Genomic DNA, 14,633 nt, shown 5'->3' with positions numbered 1-14,633 from the left:
CTGCTGGCCTCCGCCCCCGACCCGGACCGGGTCACCGGGGACGGCGGGGACGGCGGGGAGGGCGCGGACCCCTCGGCGAGCGAGCCGCCCAGCCTGATCTCGCCGCCCGCCGGGTGCCGCTTCCACCCGCGCTGCCCGCTGGCGATGGAGCGCTGCCGCGAACGGACCCCGCCGCGCTTCGAGCTCGACGGCGGCCAGTGGGCGGCCTGCTGGCTGTACGACACCTCCGAGGACGCGTCGGCCGCCGGTGACGCCCCGGCCGCCGGGACGGGACGGGGGGCCGCGTCGTGAAGTTCGTCCTCCAGCGCCTGGCCTTCTACCTGCTGACCGCCTGGGCGGCCATCACCATCAACTTCCTCATCCCCCGGCTGATGCCCGGCGATCCGGTGCAGTCGCTGCTCGCCCGCTACCAGGGCCAGCTCTCCAGCAAGTCCATCACCTCCCTGGAGGCCCTCTTCGGGCTCGACCGGGACCGCTCGCTGTGGCAGCAGTACACCGACTACTGGGCCAGCCTGGCCCGCGGGGACCTGGGGACGTCGTTCACCTACTTCCCCACCCCCGTCTCGGAGGTCATCTCCCAGAGCCTGCCGTGGACGCTGGCCCTGGTCGGCACCACGACCCTGATCAGCTTCCTGCTGGGCACCGGCATCGGCATCTTCGCCGGCTGGAAGCGCGGCTCCTGGCTGGACGGGCTGCTGCCGGTGACCACCTTCATCTCGGCCATCCCGTACTTCTGGCTGGGGCTGATCGCCATCGCGGTGTTCGCCGTGCAGTGGCCGCTCTTCCCCGCCTCCGGCGGCTACGACACCTCCCTGGTGCCCTCCCTCAGCGGGGCGTTCGTCTCCAGCGCGCTGTACCACGCGGTGCTGCCGGGCGTGACGGTCGTGCTCAGCGCGATGGCCGGCTGGGTGCTGGGGATGCGGAACATGATGGTGACCGTCTCCTCCGAGGACTACGTGATGGTCGCCCAGGCCAAGGGCCTGCCCGAGCGCCGGGTGATGTTCTCCTACGCCGCCCGCAACGCGATCCTGCCCAACGTCTCCGGTTTCGCCCTCTCGCTGGGCTTCATCGTCGGCGGCACGCTGCTGGTGGAGATGGTCTTCTCCTATCCCGGCATCGGCTACGTCCTCTTCCAGGGCGTCGGCGCCAAGGACTACCCGCTGATGCAGGGCGTCTTCCTGATCATCACCCTCGCCGTGCTGGCCGCCAACCTCCTGGCCGACCTGCTCTACATGATCCTCGACCCGCGCACCCGGAAGGAGGGCTGACCCATGGCCGTACAGGCGTCCGAAAGCGCTGCCCCCGTCGGCACTGCCCCCACCGCCGCCCCGCCCGCGGCCCGCCGCGACCGGCTGCGCTTCCTGCGCAACGGCAAGACCGCCACGGGGCTGGCGATCCTGGGCCTGTTCGTCCTGCTCGCCGTCGCCGGCGAGTGGCTGGCCCCCCACGACCCGTCCGCGATGAGCGACGACGTGCTCCAGCCGCCTTCCCTTGAGCATCCGTTCGGCACCACGCAGACCGGGCAGGACATCTTCTCCCAGGTGCTGGTGGGCACCCGCGGGGTGCTCGTGGTGGGCTTCGTCGCGGGTTTCTTCGCGACGCTGCTGTCGGTGCTGGTCGGGGTGAGCTCCGGCTTCCTGTCCGGCATCGGCGACGAGGTGCTCTCCGCGCTCACCAACATCTTCCTCGTTCTGCCCGGGCTGCCGCTGATCATCATCATCGCCAGCTTCCTGCCGGACTCCGGCGACGTGATCATCGCGGTGGTCATCAGCCTCACCGCGTGGGCCTGGGGAGCGCGGGTGCTGCGCGCGCAGACCATGTCGCTGCGCGCCCGGGACTACATACAGGCCGCGCGGGCCACGGGCGAGTCGACCTGGCGGATCATCGTCTTCGAGATCCTGCCGAACCTGACCGCCGTCATCGCCTCCGGATTCGTCGGGACGGTGATCTTCGCGGTGCTGTCGGAGATCACCCTGGCCTTCATCGGCGTGGCCGACATCTCCCACTGGAACTGGGGGACCATCCTGTTCTGGGCGCAGAGCAACCAGGCCCTCGGCCAGGGCGCGTGGTGGTGGTTCGTGCCCGCCGGACTGTGCATCGCGCTGCTGGGCACGGCGCTGACACTGATCAACTTCGGCATCGACGAGTTCGTCAACCCCAGGCTGCGCACCGCCGTCCGCGTCCGCGGCGGGGCGAGGATGCGGGTCGGCTTCACCCCCGTCGCCCGCGCCCCGCGCGGCGGGGCGAGGTCCGCGGGGGAAGCGGGCGGGGCACGCGAGACCGAGGAGACACCCGTATGAGCACATCGGCCACCTCCCCCGTGAGCGCCCCGCCGCACGCCGCGACGCGGCCGCCGGTGCTGGAGATCAGCGGCCTGTCCGTCGACTACGGCGTCGGGGACGGCGCGGTGCGGGCCCTGCACGACGTGGACCTGACCCTGCGCCGCGGCGAGGTGCTGGGACTGGCCGGCGAGTCCGGCTCGGGCAAGTCCACCCTGGCCTACGCCGTCACCCGGCTGCTCTCCCCGCCCGGGGTGATCACCGGCGGGGACGTGCGCTACCACCCGCGCGAGGGGGAGCCGGTGGACGTGCTGGCCATGACCCCGCGGGAACTGCGGGCGTTCCGCTGGCAGGAGGTCTCCATCGTCTTCCAGGGGGCGATGAACTCCCTCAACCCCGTCCACACCGTCCGCACCCAGCTCACCGACGTGCTGAAGGCCCACCGGCCGCAGATGTCCCGGGCCGAGCGCGCCGGACGGGCGCGGGAACTGCTGTCGCTGGTGGGCATCTCCCCCGACCGGCTGGGCGCCTACCCGCACCAGCTCTCGGGCGGGATGCGGCAGCGGGTGATGATCGCGATGGCGCTGGCCCTGGAGCCGGAGATCGTCGTCATGGACGAACCGACCACCGCGCTGGACGTGGTGATGCAGCGCCAGATCCTGCGGCAGCTGGTGCGGCTGCGCGAGGAGCTGGACTTCTCGGTCGTCTTCATCACCCACGACATCTCGCTGCTGATCGAGTTCTCCGACCGGATCGCCATCATGTACGGCGGCCGGGTCGTGGAGCAGGCCGGGGCCGCCGACATCTACCGCGACCCCCGCCACCCGTACAGCCACGGGCTGCTGCACTCCTTCCCCGCGCTGCACGGCCCGCGCCGCGAGCTGACCGGCATACCCGGCTCACCGCCGGACCTGCGGGCCATGCCGTCCGGCTGCGCCTTCCACCCCCGCTGTCCGAAGGCCTTCGAGCCCTGCGGCCTGCGAACGCCCCACCTCGCACCCGTGACCGACCCCGGCAACGACACCGGTACCGACACAGACACCGGCCGCAGCGTCGCCTGCTGGCTGAACGACGACCGCCGAGACGGAGAAGCATGACCGCCACCACTCCCGCATCCCCCCTGACCGCCCCCGCGCCCGAGCCGGTCGCCGGACTGCCGGCGGACTTCCGCTGGGGGGTGGCCACCTCCTCGTACCAGATCGAGGGCGCGGTCGACGAGGACGGCCGCACCCCCTCCATCTGGGACACCTTCTGCCGCGTGCCCGGAGCCGTGGCCGGCGGCGAGAACGGCGACACCGCCTGCGACCACTACCACCGGATGCCGCAGGACGTGGAGCTGATCGCCTCCCTGGGCGTGGACACCTACCGCTTCTCGCTGGCGTGGCCGCGCATCCAGCCGGGCGGCCGCGGGAAGGGCAACCCGCGCGGCATCGCCTTCTACGACCGGCTGGTCGACGAACTGCTGGAGCGCGGCGTCACCCCGTGGGTCACCCTCTACCACTGGGACCTGCCCCAGGAACTGGAGGACGCGGGCGGCTGGCCGGAGCGCGACACCGCGTACCGGTTCGCCGACTACGCCGGGATCGCCCACGACGCCCTCGGCGACCGCGTCCGGCACTGGACGACGCTGAACGAGCCGTGGTGCTCGGCCGTGCTCGGCTACGACCAGGGGGTGCACGCGCCCGGCCGCCGCGACTTCGGCGACTCCATGCGGGCCGTCCACCACCTGCTGCTCGGCCACGGCCTGGCCGCACAGCGGCTGCGCACCGCCGGGAGTCCGCCCGAGGAGCTGGGCATCACCCTCAACCTGGGCACCGCCACCCCGGCGAGCGACGGCGAGGCCGACCGGGCCGCCGCGCGCCGCGCCGACGGCATGGGCACCCGGCTCTACCTGGACCCGCTGGTGCACGGGCGGTATCCGCAGGACGTGGTGGAGGACCTGGCCGCCCGAGGGGTGACCCTGCCCGTGGAGGACGGCGATCTGGAGGTGATCTCCACACCGCTGGACGTGCTCGGCGTCAACTTCTACTCCGGCCACGTCTTCTCCGGCACCGCCGAGGACGGCTCCACGACCGGCCAGGACGGGCTGCCGGTGACCCGGGTCGTCCCGCAGGGCCGGCCGCGCACGGCGATGGACTGGGAGATCGTCCCCGAGCGCCTGACCGAGCTGCTGGTGCGGCTGCAGAGGGACTACGGGCTGCCGACGGTGATCACCGAGAACGGCGCGGCCTTCGACGACGAGCCGGAGGCCGACGGCACGGTGCACGACGCCGACCGCACCGCCTATCTCGCCGACCACATCCGCGCGGTGGCGGCGGCCCGGAGCGCCGGGGCGGACGTACGCGGCTACTTCGCCTGGTCGCTGATGGACAACTTCGAGTGGGCCTACGGGTACGCCAAGCGGTTCGGTCTGGTCCACGTCGACTACGGAACCCAGCGCCGGACCGTCAAGGACAGCGGGCTGTGGTATCGGGACACGATCCGGCTGACCCGTCGGGCCGCGGACCGGGCCGACGGGGGTCAGGCCGCCGCGGGCTGACGTCCGTGCGGTGGTGGCGGGCGGCGGTCCGCGCCCGCCACCACCGCACGCCCATCCGTCTCCGGGGCCGCTTCCACGCCCAGGACCGTCTCGACCGCCTCCCGTGCGGCGGCGGCCAGCGCGCGGCGGTCGGGGTGGGCGCCGTGCGGCAGCGGCGGCAGTACGGCCACCTCGGCGACCAGGCCCCCGACGGCGGCCACCCGGCGCAGCGAGGCGGCCAGTGTGTCGTCGCCGACGAAGGCGGCCCGCGTGTCCACCGCCTCCGCCGCGTCCGTGGCGCCCGCACCCCGCGCCGGGCCGCGCGCCCGGTAGCGGATCGCCACCGGCTGCACGGGCACCCCGGCGTCCAGCGCGGCCTGGAACAGCGCCCCGCGGAAAGGCCCGCGCCCCCTGCCGCACCGGGTGCTGCCCTCGGGGAAGGCCACCACCGTCGAGCCGGCGCGCAGGGCTGAGGCGACCTCCGCGACCGTGTCCGGCAGGGAGCGCGGCCGCTCGCGGTCGACGAACAGGGTGCCGCCGCGGGCGGCCAGCCGCCCCAGCAGCGGATACCGCCCGACCTCCCGCTTGGCCACCATCCGGCCGGGCGCGACGGCGGCCAGCAGCGGTACGTCCAGCCAGGAGACGTGGTTGGCCACCACCAGCGCCGGTCCGGCGGCGGGCCGGCCCGTGACGCGGACCCGCACCCCCAGCGCGGCGGCGATCGCCCCGCACCACCACCGCACCAGCCTCGCGCGGCGGGCCGGGGCGAGGCGGCGCACCACCGGCGACAGCGCCACCCCCGCCGGCTGGACTGCGCGTGACCGCTCCTGGGAGCAAGGGTGTGCGCATGTTGAACACACGCCCCCGGCGCGTCCGGAGCGCGGGCGGCGCCGCCGTCACCCGCGCGGGGCACGGGGACATGAAACCGCCCGTCCCGGTCAAGGGATGCGGTGAGAGGTCATCAGGCGGCGCGGCGGCGCCCGGCCGGAGGGACGGCGAGCGATGCGGACGGCTGGAAACGGGCGGGGCACGGGGCGGCGGGCCGTGCGGACACGGGTGCGGGCGCTGGCGGCGGCGGTGGCGTGCGCCGCGCTGCTGACGGGCTGCCCGGGGGCGGGGAACGGCGACGGGGAGCAGGAGGGCCGCTCCCCGTTCACCGGGGAGAGCGTGCCGGACGCCTCGGCGCCGGTGCTCGCCGTGAAGATCGACAACGTGGCGGCCGCGCGCCCCCAGACGGGGCTGGAGCGGGCCGACATCGTCTATGTGGAGCAGGTCGAGTCGGGGCTGACCAGGCTGCTGGCCGTGTACTCCTCCGACCTGCCGCCCTCCGTGGGCCCGGTGCGCAGCGCCCGGGAGTCCGACATCGAACTGCTGCGGCAGTTCGGCGAGCCGGCCTTCGCCTTCTCCGGGGCGCAGTCCAGGCTCAGGCCGGTGCTGGAGGACTCCCCGCTGCATCTGATGCAGCCCGGCGATGCGCCCGGCGCCTACTCCCGCAGTCCGGACCGCTCCGCCCCGCACAACCTCTACCTGGACCCGGAGGGCGTGCTGGGCGAGGCGCCCGACGCGGTCAGCGGCGCGTCCGACATCGGTTTCCGCTTCGGCTCGGCCCCGCAGGGCGGCCGGGCCGACACCGAGGAGACCGTCCGCTACCCCGCCGCCCGGTACGCCTTCACCTGGTCGGCCGAGGACAGTCGCTGGCTGGTGTCCATCGACGGCCAGGAGGCGACCGCCGCCGACGGCGGCCGGCTCGGGGCTCCCACGGTCGTCGTCCAGCGCGTGGAGATCCGCGACTCCCGCTTCAAGGACCGCGGCGGCAGCGTCAGCCCGTACTCGCAGACCGTCGGCTCCGGCGAGGCGACGGTGCTGCGCGGCGGCCGGGCGTACGAGGCGCGCTGGTCGCGGCCGTCGGCGGAGAGCGGCACGGAGTTCACCACGCCGGAAGGCGATCCGGTGAACTTCGCCGAGGGGCAGGTCTGGGTGGTGCTCGCCCCTCGCTGAGCCGCCCCGCCCCCACCGTGCCGTCTAGTCCGGTGCGGTGTGGCGCCGCAGGACGGCGCGCAGGTCGGCCTCGAAGGCGTCGTAGCGGGCGCGCAGCGCAGCGCCCGGCCAGTCGCCGGGCAGCAGGGCGGCCGGGAGCAGCGGGTCGGCGAGCAGATGGCGCAGGACGGCGGCCGAGACGGTGAAGCGCCGGGCTGGGTCTCCGGCCTCCGCCGCGGCATCGGCGGCGACGGCCAGGGCGCGGGCCCGTGCCGCCCAGCCGTCCAGGTCCCACAGTGCGGCGGCCAGCTCGGCCGGGTCGCCGTCGGGGGCGCCGGTCAGCAGGGTGCACTGCCCTGTGACGACGGGCGGCCGGGGCCGCAGCAGGTTGGCGGGGCGCAGCCAGGTGCCCTCGCGCAGTTCGGCCAGGCGCAGGGCGGCCATGGCCTGGCGCAGGGCGCTCCGGTCGGCCGCGTCCCGGCGCTCGGCGGTGACGACGGCGATCTCCCATTCGCCCCGCCACTCGCGGGTGCGGGGCGCGCGGCTGTCGTCCTGGCGGGCCTGGCGCTCCAGCAGGCGCGCGGTGAGGCCGTACGCGCCGTCGGCGGTCTGGGCCAGGTCTCCGGCCGCGACCATCCGCGACAGCGCCACCCGTACCGTGCCCTCCGCGATCCCGAAGAGTTCGCCGACCCTTACCAGGGCCCTGGCGGGCAGGGCGGGCGGGTGGTGGCCGAGCAGGGTGCTGAGCACGACCGAGCGGGCCGTCAGGGGGCGCAGGGCGAGTTCCCGGGCGCCGTCGGTTCCGCCGGCTCCGTCCGTCCGGGCCGCCCCGGCCGCCACGTCCGGACCGGCCGTCCCGTCTGTGCCGTCTGTGCTGTTCATGGGCAGTGCGATCCTAGCCTCCCCCGCCATTACAGTCTTCCGCCACACGCATGGAATCTGTAATGTCGGAGTACGGGCACCGCCGCCCGCCGCCGTCCCCGCCGGAGGTCGCCGTGAGCGCCACCCATGAAGTGATCAACCAGCCCCCGCCGCTGACCGGCTTCACCGCCGCGGACGATCCCGCCGTCTTCGAGGCCCTGCGCCGCCACGGCGCGCGGTGGGGCGAGGCGGAGGTGCGGAAGCTGGGCGCGCTGGCCGGCACCCCCGAGGTGCAGGACTGGGCCCGGATGGCGGAGGAGGTCCCGCCCCGGCTGCACACCCACGACCGCTACGGCCACCGCGTGGACGAGGTGGAGTTCCACCCCGCCTGGCACCGTCTGATGGCCACCGCCGTCGAGCACGGGCTGCACGCCGCGCCCTGGGCCGAGGACCGCCCCGGCGCCCATCTGGTGCGCGCCGCCAAGTTCTACCTGTGGTCCCAGGCCGAGGCCGGGCACGGCTGCCCGGTCTCCATGACGTACGCGGCCGTCCCCGCGCTGCGTGCCCGGCCGGAGCTGGCCGCCGCCTACGAACCGCTGCTGACCGCCCGCTCCTACGACTTCGGGCTGCGGCCCCCGCTGGGCAAGTCCGGGCTGATCGCGGGCATGTCGATGACCGAGAAGCAGGGCGGCTCGGACGTGCGGGCCAACACCACCGAGGCCGTCCCCGCCGGCGACGGCGCCTACCGGCTCACCGGCCACAAGTGGTTCACCTCCGCCCCGATGAGCGACGTCTTCCTGGTGCTGGCCCGGGCCCCCGAGGGCCTGACCTGCTTCCTGCTGCCGCGCGTGCTGCCCGACGGCACCCGCAACGCCATGTACCTGCAGCGTCTGAAGGACAAGCTGGGCAACCGCTCCAACGCCTCCTCCGAGGTCGAGTACGACCGGGCCGTGGCCTGGCCGGTGGGCGAAACGGGCCGCGGGGTGCGCACCATCGTGGAGATGGTCAACATGACCCGCCTGGACTGCGTCCTGGGCACGGCCGCCGGCATGCGCGCCGGGCTTCGGCAGGCCCTGCACCACACCTCCCACCGGCGGGCCTTCGGCGCCAGGCTGGCCGACCAGCCGCTGATGCGCTCGGTCCTGGCCGACCTGGCGGTCGAGTCGGAGGCCGCCACCACCCTCGGGCTGCGGCTGGCGGCGGCCGTGGACGCCGCGCACGCCGGGGACGAGCGGGAGGCGGCCTTCCGCCGCCTGGCCCTGGCCGTGTCCAAGTACTGGGTGTGCAAGCGCGGCAGCGCACACGCCGCCGAGGCGCTGGAGTGCCTGGGCGGCAACGGCTACGTCGAGGAGTCGGGCATGCCGCGCCTGTACCGCGAGGCGCCGCTGCTGTCGATCTGGGAGGGCTCGGGCAACGTCGCCGCCCTGGACGTGCTGCGCGCACTGGACAGGGAGCCGGCCGGACTGGACGCCGTCCTGGCGGAGGTGGACGCCGCCGCCGGCGCCGACGCCCGTCTGGACGCGGCCGCAGCCGGGGTGCGGGCCATGCTGCCGGAGCTGAAGGACCCGGTCGGCGCACAGCTGCGCGCCCGCGCCTTCGCCGAGCGCCTGGCGCTCGTCCTCCAGGGCAGCCTGCTGGTGCGCCACGGCCATCCGGCCGTCGCCGACGCGTTCTGCGCCTCCCGGCTGGGCGGGGAGTGGGGCCACGCCTTCGGCACGCTCCCGGCGGGCGCCGGCCTCGGCGCGATCCTGGACCGGGCCCGCACCGAGTGACGGGGCGGCCGCCCGTGGCCGCCCGTGGCCGCCGCGCCCGGGAGCCGGTCTGTCAGCAGGTGCGGCGCCAGGCGTCCAGGGAGAGGCGCTTGCGGATGGAACTGAGGTCGAGGCGGCGCGAGGTGTCGCAGAACTCCTCTGTGTTCAGGGCGTATTCGGCGTGGAAGACGGCCTTGCCGCGCTCGGTGAACGGGGCGAGCTTCGCGCACTCGCCGAACTCGGCGCACTCCTCGTTGACCGCGAAGTCGAAGTCGTCCACCAGCTGCGGGATCTGGTCGAGGTCGTTCTTCAGGCCGACCGACAGCCCGCGCCGGTGGGCGAGTCCGGCGACCATGCGGTTGAACGCGAGCTGGTCGCGGGCGGTGAGGGGGAAGCCGGTGTCGTTGCGGTAGCCGTCCAGGAGGTCGGGCTCGACGGCGTCGAAGCCCTTCTCGGCGCACATGTCGACGCGGGCGGCCAGGATCGGGCGCAGGACGTCCAGGCGGCGGACGTCCACCCAGCGCTCGCCGGGCCAGCCGTTGCCCCGGCCCAGCACCTGCGGCGGGTAGTCGTCCCGGTCGGGGCGGAAGTCCTCCCAGGCGCCGGCGTTGAGGTAGCAGATCACCTTCCGGCCGCGGGCGTGGAGGGCGGCGACGGTGTCCGCGTCGTTCTCGAAGCCGTCGATGTCGAAGACCTCGGCGTCCACGTCGAGGTCGATGCGGCCCTGGAGCTGCCACTGCCAGGTGGTGCCGGGGGCCGGACGCCAGCGGCTGTGCCGCGGCGACGCGTCACCGGGCGGCGTCCGGTCGGGTGCGGTGGCTTCCGGTGCGGCGGTGTCCGGTGCGGCGGTGTCCGGTGCGGCGGTGTCCGGTGCGGCGGTGTCCGAGCAGGCCGCCGTGAGCAGCAGCAGGAGGAGACAGAGCAGCCGGGCGGCCGGGCGGCGGATCGTACGGCGGGGCGCGAAGCGGTTCACGGGGTGATCCTCCCGCAGCCGAGCACGGGCCGGGGTGTCGAGCGCCACGGGTTGGCCCCCTCCCCCGGCACCGCGCAGTGCACCGCCGCGCCGCGCTCGTGGGCGGTACGGGCCGCCTCGGCGGCCAGCCGGTCAGGTACGGCGTACACCAGGTGGCAGAAGCGGTGCGGCGGGTGGCCGCGGGTCCAGGCGGGCACACCGGCGCGGCGGTACTCCTCCCAGCACCCCTCGAAGGTGACCAGCACATCGGCCAGTCGCGCGTACCCGGGGTCGGGGTGGACACCGTGGTTGAGGACGACGGTGGACGCGCCCAGCAGCCGGGCGGCCCGCACCGTGCGCCGGTAGCGGGGCAGGTGCTCCGCTCCGGCCGCGGCGCGGTCGAGGAAGGCGCCGTCCGCGCCGTACCAGCGGCGGTGGCGGCGCACATCGCGGAGTACGGCGCGCGGCGGGCGCGCGCCGTAGGCGGTGTCCACGTATCCCAGCAGCGGGACCCCGGCGCCCCGCAGCCGGGCCGCCGCCGCGGCGAGGGCCGGATCGGGGCGCGGCCCGGGGCCGTCGGCGGCGTTGACGACCACCGCGTACAGCCGCCCGGCGGCCCGGACCGCCGCCTCCCACGCCCCCGGGTCGACGGCCGGGTGGACGTACAGCGGTACGAGCAGATGGCCCCGGCCCCGTGGGCCCCGTACGGCGGCGGGCGCCGGGGCGCTCCCCCGGCGCCCCCGGCGCCCCGCGCTCATGCGTCGGCCGTCCGCGCCCACAGATCGGCCAGGGACTCCTCCAGGGTGTACCCGGGCCGCCAGCCCAGCGCCCCGGCGGCGGCCGTGACGTCGGCCTGCTGCCAGGCGACGGCGGCCGAGCGGGCCGAGTCCGCGCCCTTCTCGTCGATCCGGCCGCGGAAACCGGCCGCCGCGGCAAGACCCTCGGCCACGTCCCGCACCGCGCGGGCGGCGCCCGCGGCGATGTTGAGCACCGGCGGCAGCGGCCCGGGCGCGAGGGCCGCGGCGGTCGCGGCGCGGGCGACGTCGCGGGCGTCGACGAAGTCACGGTGGGCCGAGAGGTCCCCGACCCGCACCACCCCGTCCGGCCCGGCCCGGCGCAGTTCGGCGGCGAGCCGCCCGGGCAGGGAGGCGGCCGGCGCGCCGGGGCCCACGGGGTTGAACACCCGCAGCACCACCGCGTCCAGGCCGGAGCCGGTGACGGCCAGGGTGCCGGCCAGCTTGGCGGCGCCGTAGAGCCCCACCGGGCGGGTGGGGTGGTCCTCCACCAGGGGGCGGCCGGGGGTTCCCGGCCCGTACTCGGCGGCCGAGCCGAGGTGGACCAGACGGGCTCCGGGCGCGGCCTCGCGCAGGGCCGCGCAGAGCGCGGCCGGGCCGCGGGCGTTGACCCCGGTGAGGTGGAGGGCGTCGCCGCCGACGGCGCCGGCGCAGTTGACCACGGCGTCCGGGCGCGCCTGCCGGATCAGGGAGGCCAGTTCGGCGGGGGCGGCGGTGGCCAGGTCCACCGTCAGGTCCACGGGCAAGGACACGGGAGGACCGGCCGGCGGATCCACGGACACGCCGGCGCCCGCGGCGCGGCCCGCGCCGAGCACCCGCACGCCCGGCTGGGCGCGCAGGTGCCCGGCGGTGTGCCCGCCCAGATAGCCGGTGGCCCCCAGGACGAGTACGCGCATGGTCCCCGGTCACGCTCCCCTGATCAACTGGCCGCGGCGGGCGGTGAACTCGGCGTTGGCGCGGTCGTAGTCGTCGGGTCTTCCGATGTCGAGCCAGTAGCCGCCGAAGTCGTAGGCGTGCGGCGGGGTGCCGTCCGCCAGCAGGTCGAGCACCACCTCGTCGAAGCCCAGCGGCAGTCCGGGCGTGTAGCGGGCCAGGGCGGCGCGCGAGACGCCGTACACGCCCATGGAGACGCGGTAGTCCATGGTGGGCTTCTCGGCGAAGCCGGTGACGCGCCCGGACTCGGTGCTCAGCACGCCGAAGTCGATGGAGACGGTGCGCACGTGGGTGGCGATGGTCAGCGGCGCCCCGGAGTCCCGGTGGCCGCGCAGCACGTCGCCGAAGTCGAGGTCTGTGAGGATGTCGCCGTTCATCGCCAGGAAGTGCTCGGGCAGCCGGTCGAGCATCGTCAGCAGCGGGCCCATCGTGCCCAGCGGGCTGTCCTCGGTGGTGTAGTCGACGCGCAGGCCCCACTGGGAGCCGTCGCCGACGTAGGCGCGGATGATGTGGCCCAGATGGCCGATGGCCAGGGTGCAGCTGGTGAACCCGGCCGAGGCGAGCTGGCGCATCACGATCTCCAGGATCGCGTGCTGGTCGCCGATGGGCACCAGCGGCTTGGGCAGGGCCGTGGTGTACGGGCGGAGCCGGACTCCCTTGCCTCCGGCCATGATGACTGCGTGCATCGTGCTGTCCTCTCCGTGGGGACGGGTGGCGGATCGTGTGTGACGGATCGCGTGCCGCGGACGGCGGGACGTGACGGACTGCGGAACGTGACGGGTGCGGCGGCGGATGCGGCGGAGGATCTCGCCCGCGGCTCAGACGTTGTAGAGGTCGGTCTTGTAGCGGGCGAGGTTGGCCGGGTCGCGGAAGAACTCGATCGTGCGGGCCAGTCCCTCCTCCAGGCTGTGGGCCGGCGCCCAGCCGGTGGCCGCCCGCAGCCGGCCGGCGTCGCAGACCAGCCGCATCACCTCGGAGTCGGCGGGGCGCACACGCTTCCCGTCCTGGACGACCTCGACGTCGGCGTCCATGAGCTTGCCGATGAGGGCCACCAGGTCGCCGACGGATATCTCCCCGCCGGTGCCGGCGTTGAGGGTGCGTCCGACGACGGCCTCGGCGGGTGCGGTGCCGACGGCCAGGAAGGCGGCGGCGGTGTCCTCGACGTAGGTGAAGTCGCGGGTGGGGCGCAGGTCGCCCAGGGTGATGGTGCGTTTCCCGGCGGCGAGCTGGCCGATCACGGTGGGGATGACGGCGCGCATCGACTGGCGCGGCCCGTAGGTGTTGAAGGGCCGCAGGGTGACCACGGGGGTGCCGAAGCTGGCGTGGTAGCTGTCGGCGAGCCTGTCCCCGCCCGCCTTGGACGCGGCGTAGGGGGACTGGGTGTTGATCGGGTGGTCCTCGGTGATCGGCACCGTCCGCGCGGTCCCGTAGGTCTCGCTGGTGGAGGTGTGCACCAGGCGCGGGATCTCCAGGTGGCGCACCGCCTCCAGCACGTTGAGGGTGCCGGTGACGTTGGTCTCGACATAGCTGTGCGGGGCGCGGTAGGAGTACGGGATCGCGATGAGCGCGGCCAGGTGGTAGACGGCCTCGGCGCCCTTGACCAGTCCGTTCACCGAGCCGGGGTCGCGGACGTCGCCGAGGACGATCTCCACCTCCTCCAGCACCTCCCCGGGCAGGGTCTCCAGCCAGCCGAAGGAGGAGAAGGAGTTGTACTGGACCATCGCGCGCACCCGGTGGCCGGCGGCGACGAGCGCCTCGACCAGGTGCGAGCCGATGAATCCCTCAGCGCCGGTGACGGCGGCCGTCCGGGGGGCGGGGGCCGGTCCGGGCGTGGTCGCTGATGCGGGTGCGGGCGTGGTCATGGGTGTGCTCCGTTTCCTTCCGGGCCGACGGTTGCCTGTGAAGCGGTGGTGCGGGCGGTACGCGGTGGTGCGGGCGGTACGCGGTGGTGCGGGCGGTTCAGCGGTGGGTGGTGATCCGGCCGAGCAGTGCCGCGGCGGTGGCGAGCAGGACGAGGGCGGCGGTGGCGCAGACGGCCGTCAGTACGGCGTCCGGTCCGGCGAGGCCGGGATGGAGCCACAGCGGTGCGGCGGCGCAGAGCGCGGCGGCCACCGTCACCGCCGCCGGGGCCCGGGCGGCGCCGAACGCCTGGAGCAGCAGCCCGGTCCACAGCACCGCGCCGAGGGCGAGGACGGCCGGCAGCCGGGCGGGGTCGGCGGGCGGTCCACCCGGCCACAACGCTGCGGTGGCCGGGACGAGGGCGGCCAGGGCGGCGAGGTAGCCGGCCAGGCACACCCCCAGCGCCCCTGCCGCGCGCCACCGCAGGCCGGCGGCGGTGGTGCTGCGGGCGAGGGCGGCCAGGGCCAGGGAGCGGCAGCGGTACAGCAGCCACTCGGCCGCGCCCATGCTGAGGGAGAGGGCGACCACCACGGGCCCGGCCGGCGCCGCGCCCGCGCCGTGCCACAGGGTCTCGCCCAGGGCGGCCAGGGCGGTCAGCACTCCGCAGCCCAGGCCGAAGAGCCCGTAGGGCACGGACGCCCGCCGCGCGGGAAGCGCACTGTCCGCCGC

At 75.1% G+C, this 14,633-nt stretch carries 14 protein-coding genes and 1 pseudogene; 7 read left to right on the top strand and 8 right to left on the bottom strand.

Going from position 1 to position 14,633, the window contains the following annotated elements; genetic code table 11:
• From L7D48_RS15885 to L7D48_RS15865, 5 genes are all read left to right on the top strand, one after another.
• Positions 1-291: oligopeptide/dipeptide ABC transporter ATP-binding protein (locus L7D48_RS15885; protein ID WP_374492395.1), on the top strand; the 291-nt coding region annotated here is incomplete at its 5' end.
• Entirely contained in the window at positions 288-1,268 is a 981-nt protein-coding gene (locus L7D48_RS15880; RefSeq protein WP_237880095.1) for an ABC transporter permease, read from the top strand. The genes L7D48_RS15885 and L7D48_RS15880, both read left to right, overlap by 4 nt.
• Before the next feature lie 3 nt (positions 1,269-1,271).
• A complete protein-coding gene (locus tag L7D48_RS15875) occupies positions 1,272-2,300 on the top strand; it encodes an ABC transporter permease (protein WP_237880094.1) in 1,029 nt (342 codons plus the stop codon).
• Positions 2,297-3,376, top strand: coding sequence for an ABC transporter ATP-binding protein (locus L7D48_RS15870; protein ID WP_237880093.1), 1,080 nt, complete (start codon positions 2,297-2,299; stop codon positions 3,374-3,376). The genes L7D48_RS15875 and L7D48_RS15870 overlap by 4 nt, the downstream gene beginning before the upstream one ends.
• Entirely contained in the window at positions 3,373-4,818 is a 1,446-nt protein-coding gene (locus L7D48_RS15865; RefSeq protein WP_237880092.1) for a GH1 family beta-glucosidase, read from the top strand. The genes L7D48_RS15870 and L7D48_RS15865 overlap by 4 nt, the downstream gene beginning before the upstream one ends.
• Here the strand turns inward: L7D48_RS15865 and L7D48_RS15860 are convergent.
• Positions 4,800-5,594, bottom strand: a complete 795-nt coding sequence (locus L7D48_RS15860; RefSeq protein ID WP_374492390.1) for a lysophospholipid acyltransferase family protein — start codon at positions 5,592-5,594, stop codon at positions 4,800-4,802. The two genes, L7D48_RS15865 and L7D48_RS15860, sit on opposite strands and share 19 nt — an antisense overlap.
• Positions 5,595-5,799: 205 nt before the next feature.
• Here L7D48_RS15860 and L7D48_RS15855 point away from each other — a divergent pair, with 205 nt between their 5' ends.
• Complete coding sequence (locus L7D48_RS15855) at positions 5,800-6,795, top strand: DUF3048 domain-containing protein (protein ID WP_237880091.1); 996 nt, start codon at positions 5,800-5,802, stop codon at positions 6,793-6,795.
• A 24-nt stretch (positions 6,796-6,819) separates the two neighbouring features.
• On the opposite strand, the gene L7D48_RS15850 is transcribed toward L7D48_RS15855, so the two are convergent.
• On the bottom strand, positions 6,820-7,656 hold the full coding sequence (locus tag L7D48_RS15850; protein ID WP_237880090.1) for a PaaX family transcriptional regulator C-terminal domain-containing protein: 837 nt from the start codon (positions 7,654-7,656) through the stop codon (positions 6,820-6,822).
• Positions 7,657-7,769: 113 nt separating this feature from the next.
• Here L7D48_RS15850 and L7D48_RS15845 point away from each other — a divergent pair, with 113 nt between their 5' ends.
• Positions 7,770-9,407 (top strand): acyl-CoA dehydrogenase family protein, encoded by a 1,638-nt coding sequence (locus L7D48_RS15845; RefSeq protein WP_237880089.1) that lies wholly within the window; start codon positions 7,770-7,772, stop codon positions 9,405-9,407.
• Positions 9,408-9,459: 52 nt separating this feature from the next.
• Here L7D48_RS15845 and L7D48_RS15840 read toward each other — a convergent pair whose 3' ends face one another.
• The 6 genes and pseudogenes from L7D48_RS15840 to L7D48_RS15815 all read right to left on the bottom strand — a co-directional run.
• On the bottom strand, positions 9,460-10,359 hold the full coding sequence (locus L7D48_RS15840) for an endo alpha-1,4 polygalactosaminidase (RefSeq protein ID WP_237880088.1): 900 nt from the start codon (positions 10,357-10,359) through the stop codon (positions 9,460-9,462).
• Positions 10,356-11,096, bottom strand: coding sequence for a spherulation-specific family 4 protein (locus tag L7D48_RS15835; RefSeq protein WP_237880087.1), 741 nt, complete (start codon positions 11,094-11,096; stop codon positions 10,356-10,358). Before L7D48_RS15835 ends, L7D48_RS15840 begins: the two co-directional genes overlap by 4 nt.
• Positions 11,093-12,028 carry an NAD(P)-dependent oxidoreductase gene (locus L7D48_RS15830; protein WP_237880086.1) on the bottom strand — a complete coding sequence of 312 codons (936 nt, stop codon included), beginning with the start codon at positions 12,026-12,028 and terminating at the stop codon, positions 11,093-11,095. Before L7D48_RS15830 ends, L7D48_RS15835 begins: the two co-directional genes overlap by 4 nt.
• Before the next feature lie 9 nt (positions 12,029-12,037).
• Complete coding sequence (locus L7D48_RS15825; protein ID WP_206347892.1) at positions 12,038-12,751, bottom strand: sugar phosphate nucleotidyltransferase; 714 nt, start codon at positions 12,749-12,751, stop codon at positions 12,038-12,040.
• A 132-nt stretch (positions 12,752-12,883) separates the two neighbouring features.
• On the bottom strand, positions 12,884-13,927 hold the full coding sequence (locus L7D48_RS15820; RefSeq protein ID WP_237880085.1) for an SDR family NAD(P)-dependent oxidoreductase: 1,044 nt from the start codon (positions 13,925-13,927) through the stop codon (positions 12,884-12,886).
• A 97-nt stretch (positions 13,928-14,024) separates the two neighbouring features.
• Positions 14,025-14,633, bottom strand: a pseudogene (locus tag L7D48_RS15815) (hypothetical protein); the annotation flags it as partial.

The sequence above is a fragment of the Streptomyces sp. ICN903 genome, from assembly GCF_022015835.1.
GTDB classification, from domain to species: domain Bacteria; phylum Actinomycetota; class Actinomycetes; order Streptomycetales; family Streptomycetaceae; genus Streptomyces; species Streptomyces fenghuangensis.
Note: the sequence above shows the minus strand (reverse complement) of the source record. Positions and strands in the feature narration are given on the sequence as shown.